Source organism: Streptomyces sp. NPDC058221, from assembly GCF_042882365.1.
In the GTDB taxonomy this organism is placed as follows: Bacteria; Actinomycetota; Actinomycetes; order Streptomycetales; family Streptomycetaceae; genus Streptomyces.
Genome location: NZ_JBHVWF010000242.1, coordinates 1 through 7,583, shown reverse-complemented (window position 1 = coordinate 7,583; position 7,583 = coordinate 1). Strand labels below are relative to the sequence as shown.

At 70.7% G+C, this 7,583-nt stretch carries 8 protein-coding genes and 1 pseudogene; 5 read left to right on the top strand and 4 right to left on the bottom strand.

Going from position 1 to position 7,583, the window contains the following annotated elements; translation table 11 throughout:
• Positions 1 to 444 precede the first annotated feature (444 nt).
• Positions 445 to 1,041 (bottom strand): phosphohydrolase, encoded by a 597-nt coding sequence (locus ACFVW8_RS37565; RefSeq protein WP_389698264.1) that lies wholly within the window; start codon positions 1,039 to 1,041, stop codon positions 445 to 447.
• 160 nt (positions 1,042 to 1,201) lie between these two features.
• Here ACFVW8_RS37565 and gndA point away from each other — a divergent pair, with 160 nt between their 5' ends.
• Complete coding sequence (gndA, locus tag ACFVW8_RS37560) at positions 1,202 to 2,641, top strand: NADP-dependent phosphogluconate dehydrogenase (RefSeq protein ID WP_389698262.1); 1,440 nt, start codon at positions 1,202 to 1,204, stop codon at positions 2,639 to 2,641.
• A 134-nt stretch (positions 2,642 to 2,775) separates the two neighbouring features.
• Here gndA and ACFVW8_RS37555 read toward each other — a convergent pair.
• Positions 2,776 to 3,231, bottom strand: a pseudogene (locus ACFVW8_RS37555) (aldo/keto reductase); the annotation flags it as partial.
• Positions 3,232 to 3,335: 104 nt separating this feature from the next.
• Between ACFVW8_RS37555 and ACFVW8_RS37550 the strand changes: the two are divergent.
• On the top strand, positions 3,336 to 3,464 hold the full coding sequence (locus tag ACFVW8_RS37550; protein ID WP_389698260.1) for a DUF4267 domain-containing protein: 129 nt from the start codon (positions 3,336 to 3,338) through the stop codon (positions 3,462 to 3,464).
• A gap of 162 nt (positions 3,465 to 3,626) precedes the next feature.
• Here the strand turns inward: ACFVW8_RS37550 and ACFVW8_RS37545 are convergent, their stop codons facing one another.
• Complete coding sequence (locus tag ACFVW8_RS37545; RefSeq protein WP_389698258.1) at positions 3,627 to 4,508, bottom strand: SDR family oxidoreductase; 882 nt, start codon at positions 4,506 to 4,508, stop codon at positions 3,627 to 3,629.
• A gap of 85 nt (positions 4,509 to 4,593) precedes the next feature.
• Here ACFVW8_RS37545 and ACFVW8_RS37540 point away from each other — a divergent pair, with 85 nt between their 5' ends.
• The 3 genes from ACFVW8_RS37540 to ACFVW8_RS37530 all read left to right on the top strand — a co-directional run bounded on the left by ACFVW8_RS37540 (position 4,594) and on the right by ACFVW8_RS37530 (position 6,548).
• Entirely contained in the window at positions 4,594 to 5,172 is a 579-nt protein-coding gene (locus ACFVW8_RS37540) for a TetR/AcrR family transcriptional regulator (RefSeq protein WP_389698256.1), read from the top strand.
• A 169-nt stretch (positions 5,173 to 5,341) separates the two neighbouring features.
• Entirely contained in the window at positions 5,342 to 5,815 is a 474-nt protein-coding gene (locus ACFVW8_RS37535) for a nuclear transport factor 2 family protein (protein WP_389698254.1), read from the top strand.
• An 82-nt stretch (positions 5,816 to 5,897) separates the two neighbouring features.
• Positions 5,898 to 6,548, top strand: a complete 651-nt coding sequence (locus tag ACFVW8_RS37530; RefSeq protein WP_389698252.1) for a TetR/AcrR family transcriptional regulator — start codon at positions 5,898 to 5,900, stop codon at positions 6,546 to 6,548.
• Positions 6,549 to 6,748: 200 nt separating this feature from the next.
• Here ACFVW8_RS37530 and ACFVW8_RS37525 read toward each other — a convergent pair whose 3' ends face one another.
• The gene (locus ACFVW8_RS37525; RefSeq protein WP_389698250.1) at positions 6,749 to 7,444 is read right to left on the bottom strand and encodes a type 1 glutamine amidotransferase domain-containing protein; all 696 of its coding nucleotides are present in this window, start codon (positions 7,442 to 7,444) and stop codon (positions 6,749 to 6,751) included.
• Positions 7,445 to 7,583 lie beyond the last annotated feature (139 nt).

The following is a 7,583-nucleotide window of genomic DNA, read 5'->3' as shown; positions in this document are numbered from 1 at the left end:
GCGCTTCCCCCTGCCCCCGCCCGGGCGCCCCCCCCCGCCGCAGCCCCCACACCCCCCGCCCCCCGGGGCGCACACCTTAACCCTCCCCCCCCCCGGACTTTCCGCACCGCACCGTCAGCGGGGACTTGGGACGGCACGGGCGGTTCCACGAGATCAGCGCCCGGCTCGGCGCGCGGACTCATGGAGCCAAGGCTCCCGGTGGACGGAGCGAGCGGTGCCCGGCGAGTTGGGAGAGCGCTCTCCCAGGCATGGTCAGTGTTGCGCCGCCGCTGAGGGGGTGTCAAGAGTTGGTGAATGACAGCAGGGGCGGGACGGGTTCGCGTTCAGGCCCGGAAGGCGGGGAGCGCACCCGCAGAAGGCCCGGGCACGGGGATTCGCACCGGCCGGGCCGGACCGCTCCCGGGCGCCCGGTCACGTGCGCCCGGCGACGGCCCGGCACCGCGGTCAGGCGTATACCGGAAAGGACGCCTGGTGGGCGAGGCGTGAATCGGCGCCCTCACCGATCCGGCCGAGGGTGTCGTCGAGCGCGAGGAACTCCTCCCAGCGCTCCCTGCCGCTCGCCCGCGCCAGGTGGGTGACGACCAGGTCCTCCAGTTCGGGGACACGCCTGTTCTTCCAGATCTTGTCGGCCGTACTGACGAGCAGGTCCTCGAAGGTCACCCCGGATCGTGTCCAGGAGGCATGGGTGGCGGCGAAGCGGGCACGCGAGGCATCGAAGCCGTGGGCCAGCAGCAGTTCCTGGCCGGCGTCCTCGTGCGCCGAACCGGGACCGGCCAGCTCGGCCAGATGTACGGCCTTGCCCACGTCGTGGGTCGCCGCTCCGAAGAGCACGGCCTCGCGGTCGAAGGCGAGCCCCGGGCAGTGCAGCGGCATCCACTCGGTCAGCTGATGGGCGACATCGTGGACGAGACGCAGATGCGCTGCGAGCCGCGGCGGGGCGGACAACGACAGCAGCAGGTCCTCGGCCGCCGGCGGCAGCGGGCTGAGCCCCGGCGGCCCCTGGTCGTGCAGGGCGCGGGACAGCGGGTCGTGGTGCGGCATCGCGACAGGGTACCGGCGCGTACCCGGGACCGGCGCACACCGGCTCCGCCACCGGTCCGCCTCCGGCCGTCCGTCGCTGAACAGGCCGTCCCCCGGTCCCGTATCCATACTGGAGATCCGGGCATCCCGGCCTCTCCCAACAGATTGCAGGAGCACACAGATGAGCGGCACTGCGCAGATCGGCGTCACCGGACTCGCGGTGATGGGCCGCAATCTGGCCCGCAACTTCGCCCGCAACGGCTACACGGTCGCGGTCCACAACCGCACGGCCGCGAAGACCGACGCCCTGGTCGAGGAGTTCGGCGACGAGGGGGACTTCGTCCCCGCGCGCACACCGCAGGAGTTCGTCGCGGCGCTGGAGCGGCCCCGCCGCCTCGTCGTCATGGTGAAGGCGGGTGAGCCCACGGACGCGGTGATCCAGGAGTTCGCCCCGTTGCTGGACGAGGGCGATGTCGTCATCGACGGCGGCAACGCCCACTTCGAGGACACCCGGCGCCGCGAGAAGGAGCTGCGGGAGCGCGGTATCCACTTCGTCGGCGCCGGCATCTCGGGCGGTGAGGAGGGTGCGCTGAACGGGCCGAGCATCATGCCGGGCGGTTCGGCCGAATCGTATGAGTCACTGGGGCCGATGCTGGAGAGGATCGCGGCGAAGGCGCAGGACGGCACGCCCTGCACCACGCACATCGGTCCGGACGGCGCCGGTCACTTCGTCAAGATGGTGCACAACGGCATCGAGTACGCGGACATGCAGCTGATCGCGGAGGCGTACGACCTGCTGCGCGCGGTGGCCGGCTACTCCCCCGCACAGATCGCCGGCATCTTCCGCGACTGGAACACAGGGCGCCTGGACTCCTACCTCATCGAGATCACCGCCGAGGTGCTCTCGCATGTCGATGCGGCGACCGGTAAGCCCTTCGTCGATGTCGTCCTCGACCAGGCGGAGCAGAAGGGCACCGGCCGCTGGACCGTACAGATCGCCCTCGACCTGGGCGTGCCCGTCTCCGGCATCGCCGAGGCGGTCTTCGCCCGCTCCGTCTCCGGCCACGCCGACCTCCGTGACGCCGCACGCCACCTCGGCGGTCCGACCGCCCGCACGCTCGGTGAGGACGAGGCGGCGGCATTCGCCGACCGGGTCGAGCAGGCCCTGTACGCCTCGAAGATCGTCGCCTACACCCAGGGCTTCCACGAGATCGCGGCCGGCAGCGAGCAGTACGACTGGAACATCGACCTCGGCCGGATCGCCGCGATCTGGCGCGGCGGGTGCATCATCCGGGCCGCGTTCCTCGACAGGATCACCAGCGCCTACGAAGGCCGGCCCGAGCTGCCGAGTCTCCTCTCCGACAAGAGCTTCGCCGAAGAGATCGCCGCCGCCCAGGACGACTGGCGCAGCGTGATCGCGACCGCCGTCACCCAGGGCGTCCCCACCCCGGCCTTCGCCGCCACCCTGGCCTACTACGACTCCCTGCGCGCCGAACGCCTGCCCGCCGCCCTCACTCAGGGCCAGCGCGACTACTTCGGCGCACACACCTACCACCGCACCGACCGCGAGGGCGTCTTCCACACGCTCTGGGGCGGCGACAAGAACGAGGTCGGGAGCTGACCGACACCCGTGGAGATGACAACGGGGCGCATGCGCCCCGGATGCGTTCGTGACGCGGGAAGAAGACGAAGGCGAGCGCGGCAGCACACGAACGGCCGGCGCGCCGCCGCTCGCCCCTGGACGGCAGGTCCGGGTCAGGCGTCCAGACGGCGCTCGGCGAGCCAGCTGACGATCTCGGGGTCGTGGTGGTCGAAGAAGAGCGAGCTGCCGGTGTCGAGTGTGGCGATCCGAGCCATCTGCTCGTCCGTGAGCCGGAAGTCGAAGACGTCGAGGTTCTCGGCCATGCGCTCGGCGCGCACGGACTTGGGGATGGCGATGACGCCGCGCTGGGTGAGCCGGCGCAGAACGACCTGGGCGACCGACTTGCCGTGTTCCTTGCCGATCTCGGCCAGGAGGGGGTTGGTGAACAGGTCGTTCCTGCCTTCGGCGAAGCCGCCCCAGGACTGGATCTTCACGCCGTGCTCACGCATGAGGTCCTGGTAGCCGGCGCGCTGGAAGAAGGGATGGGTCTCGATCTGATTGACGGCCGGAGTGACCTCGTTGTTGACGATCAGGTCGAGCAGCCGGCCGGGATAGAAGTTGGCGACACCAGAACAGCACACCTGGCTCACCCGGGACCAGCTGCAACGCCGTGGCCGAGGTCGCGGTGGGTGCCTCGGCGCGTTCTTCAGGGCGTGGGTGCGGTGAGATACCGGTGACGGGACACCGCCGCGCCCTGGGCCGGGTCCTGCTGATGGAGGCCGTCGCCCCGTTCGGCGACATGATCAACGTCCTGGCCCACCACGGACCCCTCACCGCCGCGTTCGGCATCCACGGTCTGTGACGTCGGCACTGATCGCGGTCACCGGCCTGCTGGCCCTCCGCGAGACCGGCAGGGCCCACAAGGCTCCCGGCCCGGCGCCCGCCTGACGGCTGCGTGCCCGAAGGGGTGGTCCGGCCACATGGCCGGGCCACCCCTTGTCGACCAGGCGCAGGACCAGCCAGGTCAGGGCTGGATGTTCTCCAGGTCCGCCAGCAGGCCGGGGTGCTTCGGTGCCCATCCGAGCGCCTGCTGCGTGTGGGTGCTGGACGAGGGCTGGTCGGTCGCGAAGATCGGGCCGAGCGGGCCATAGGTCTCCGGTGGCACCGACTCGACCGGCAGGCCCAGCCGTCGGCCGATCACCGCGGCGATGTCACGGACCTTGTCCCCCTCGTCGGCCACGGCGTGCCAGGAGCTGCCGGCCGGCGCCCGCTCCAGGGCGAGCCGGAAGAGGACGGCCGCGTCGAGCGCGTGCACGGCAGGCCAACGCTGCGAGCCGTCGGCCGCGTAGCCGGACACTCCGCTCTGGCGTGCGATGCCGGTCAGCATTCCGGCGAACCCGCCCGTGCCCTGGTTGTGAACCGTGCGCGGCAGGCGCACGGCCGAGCTCCGGACTCCGCGCGAGGCCAGGTCCAGAACTTCCGTGACCGCGCGACCACGGCCACCGACCGGCCCGTCGGTGGCCGGCGGGTCGGCCTCGGTGGAGGCTCGGCCCGGCACGTAGGGGGTGCCCGAGACGACTACGAAGGGGCGGTCGCTGCCGGTGAGCGCCTCACCGAGAGCCGCGAGGGCGGCACCTTCCTCGGCGACCGTCTTCGCGAGGGCCTCGGGGCTGCTGAAGTCGTTGCCGAAGGCCAGGTGGATCACCCCGTCGGCCTGACCGGCACCGGCTCGAAGAACGTCCAGATCGGCGAGACCTCCCCGGAGCGGGTCCGCGCCGGCCTTCTCGGCGGCCAGCGCGGAAGCGTCGGAGCGGGCCAGCGCGAGCACGGTGTGACCGTTGCCCAGCAACTCTGCGACGACGGCGGAACCGATCAGTCCGGTGCCACCAGTGACAAAGACGCGCATAAGACTCTCCCGTAAGTGATGGGACTCTTGTCCCATCACTCTAGCAAAGTAATGGGACAAGAGTCCCATCACATAGAATGGACCCATGAGTCGATGGGAACCAGGCGCACGCGAACGCCTCGTAGTGGCCGCCGTCGACCTGTTCACCGAGCAGGGGTACGACGCCACAACGGTCGCGCAGATCGCCGAGCGCGCCGGGGTCACCAAGAGCACCTTCTTCCGGCACTTCCCCGACAAGCGCGAGCTGCTGGTGGCCGGACAGGAGACGCTGAGCCGGTTGCTGACCGAGGGCATCACGGAGGCGCCCGCCGACGCCGGTCCGCTCGATGCGGTCGCCGCCGGTCTTGAGCGCGCCTCAAGCGCGATGGGCCCCATGAATCGCGAGCTCGCCCCGCGCCTGAAGGCGGCCGTCGCCGCCAGCGCCGAACTCCAGGAGCGTGACGCCCTCAAGGGCGTCAGCCTCGCAGCCGCGGCGACAGCCGCCCTGATCGCCCGCGGCACACCTGAACCGACCGCGGCCCTCGCGGGCGAGCTGGGCATCCTCGCCTTCAAACGGGGCTACGCCGAATGGTCCGAGGGTGTCCGTGACGCCGGGGACGAACTCGCCGGGTACACCCGGGCGGCCCTGGAAGAGCTGCGTACGGCGAGCGCATCACTGGACTGACCCCGGCAGACCTCTTCAGTGACCACGGGCTTGCTTTTACGACAACCTGTCGTAATGTTTACGACAGGTTGTCACTTAAAAGTGTCGGCGTGTACGGCGCCATGGCGAACGCGGCGGAACGGACGCTCTGTCGCGTGCGTCGCCGCACAGCGAAACGAAAGAGGCCCCTGTGAGCGCAGAAGCCGATCGTGCCGAAATCATCCAATTGTTCGGCCGCTATGCCGATATCGCGGACAAGAAGGACTTCGACGAGCTGCCCCGCCTCGTCCATACCGATCCACTCACCGTCGACTTCGAATCGGTCGCCGGCATTCCGCCGATGGAGACACCCCTCGGCGACTACGTCGAGGTCCTCCGCGGCTCCTTCGCGCCCTTCGCGGCGACCCACCATGCCATCACGGGTCACGTCGTCGACATCGATGGCGACCGCGCAACGATCCACGCGCACGTCCGGGCCGAACACTGGGTCTCGGACGAGGCCGCCGACGGAGGGCCCAACCGCTGGCTGGTGGTCGGTTTCTACGACAACGAGGCGGTCCGCACAGTGGACGGCTGGCGACTCAGCCGCGTGAAGCTGACCGCCGCCCACCAGGAGAACGCACATCTGGCGGGCGCGGCGCTCCCCCCTGAGCAGGCACGCTAGATCGAACGTCGCTTCACGGGACGCCGCCGGGACGCCCGGGGTCAGGCGGAAGCGCGAAGCCGCGAAAAGGGAAGAGGACCGGATGCCGCGTATACGGGGAGCCAGCCTCGATGAGCACCACGAGATGGTGTGGGCCGATCTCGCCGAGGCGACACGGCAGTTGCTGCTCGAGCGCGACTACGACTCGATCACCATGGGGCATATCGCGGCCCGCGCCGGCCTTGCGCGCAACACTTTGTACAACTACGCCCGCGACAAGACCGCTCTGGTTCTGGCGCTGACCCGGAGGGCCGGCCGCCCGGCGATCCAGCGCGTGGCCACGATCGCCGCACGGCCCGCGTGCCCTGCCGCGGATCGACTGCTGGAGATCATTGACGTGGTCCTGGAGGCATCCGCAGACCCGGCCCTGCATCTGATGTTCCGCCCGGGATCGGGCCGGCCGGTCACCGATGTGCCGGAGGGGGCGGACAACCCCTTCCACGCGATCGTGCTCAAGGTGGAAGACGTCGTGCGGGACGGTATCGCCCGCGGAGAGTTCCGCGATGTCGGCGATGTGCCTCTCGCCGTGGAGCTGCTGTCAGGTGTCATGCGCGCCGGCACCGAACGCGTCGGCCGGGACCCGGCGGCCCTCCCGGCCACGGTCCGAACCGCGCGGGAGATCGTACTGGCCTCTCTGGCTCTCCGCCCCCGGGATGTGGGTGTTGTCGAGAGTGCAGATGCCCTGGGCCACTGAACGCCTGGGGAGGGACGGGTGGTCGACGGCACCGTCGAACCGACACTGCGGCGGGTCGGTGTCGGCAGACGGTACTTCTTCGGCCCGCGTACCGGCCGGCGGGTCGACCGCTTCGGCTCCTTCCGCCCCTCGGGGGCAGGCGACCGACGCGGGCAGACCCGACGGGCGTCAGGCGACCGACGCGGGCTGACCCGACGGCGTCAGGCGAGCTTCTTGAGCAGCTCGCCCGCGAGCGGCGCGGCGGAGGCCGGGTTCTGGCCAGTGACCAGGTTGCGGTCGACGACCACGTACGGGGCCCACGGCTCGCCCTCCTGGAAATCGGTCCCGATCTCCACGAGGCGGTCCTGGAGCAGCCACTTGGCCTTGTCGGCGAAGCCTGCCTGGCTCTCCTCCGTGTTGGTGAAACCGGTGAGCCGGTAGCCGGCGAAGGCATGGGTGCCGTCGTCCTTCACGGCGGCCAGCACGGCGGCCGGGGCGTGGCAGACGATGCCGAGCGGCTGCCCCGACTCCAGCACCCTGGTCAGCAGCCTCCCGGAGTCGGCGTTCACCGCCAGGTCCTCCATCGGACCGTGCCCACCGGGATAGAACACCGCCGCGTAGTCCGCCGGGTCCACGTCCTCCAGCCTCACCGGCTGCTGGAGTTCGGTCATGGAGGCGAGGACGCTCGCGACCCTGTCGGCGTTCTCCTGCCCGTCGTTGAACTCCGGCGCCAGGCTTCCCCGGTCCACAGTGGGCACCACCCCGCCGGGGGTGGCGACGACGATCTCGTACCCGGCGGCCTTGAACCGCTCGTAGGGCGCGACGGCCTCCTCCGCCCAGAAGCCGGTCGGGTGCAGGGTTCCGTCGGCGAGGGTCCAGTGGTCGGAACCGGTCACCACGAAGAGGATCTTTGCCATGTCATGTCTTTCGCCAGGCCCGGGCGTCATCCGCCCGGGACGGTATCGCGCGGCGTGGCCCCCGGGGCCGGCGGGCGCCGGGACCGCCGAGAAAACCCCGCGAGGGGGTGGACGCGAGGCCCGCCCAACCACCCCCCCC

Excerpts from the sequence above, each read along its gene's own strand:
- ACFVW8_RS37565 (WP_389698264.1), bottom strand. The coding sequence starts at position 1,041 with ATGCCGCACCACGACCCGCTGTCCCGCGCCCTGCACGACCAGGGGCCG.
- gndA (WP_389698262.1), top strand. The coding sequence starts at position 1,202 with ATGAGCGGCACTGCGCAGATCGGCGTCACCGGACTCGCGGTGATGGGC.
- ACFVW8_RS37545 (WP_389698258.1), bottom strand. The coding sequence starts at position 4,508 with ATGCGCGTCTTTGTCACTGGTGGCACCGGACTGATCGGTTCCGCCGTC.
- ACFVW8_RS37540 (WP_389698256.1), top strand. The coding sequence starts at position 4,594 with ATGAGTCGATGGGAACCAGGCGCACGCGAACGCCTCGTAGTGGCCGCC.
- ACFVW8_RS37530 (WP_389698252.1), top strand. The coding sequence starts at position 5,898 with ATGCCGCGTATACGGGGAGCCAGCCTCGATGAGCACCACGAGATGGTG.
- ACFVW8_RS37525 (WP_389698250.1), bottom strand. The coding sequence starts at position 7,444 with ATGGCAAAGATCCTCTTCGTGGTGACCGGTTCCGACCACTGGACCCTC.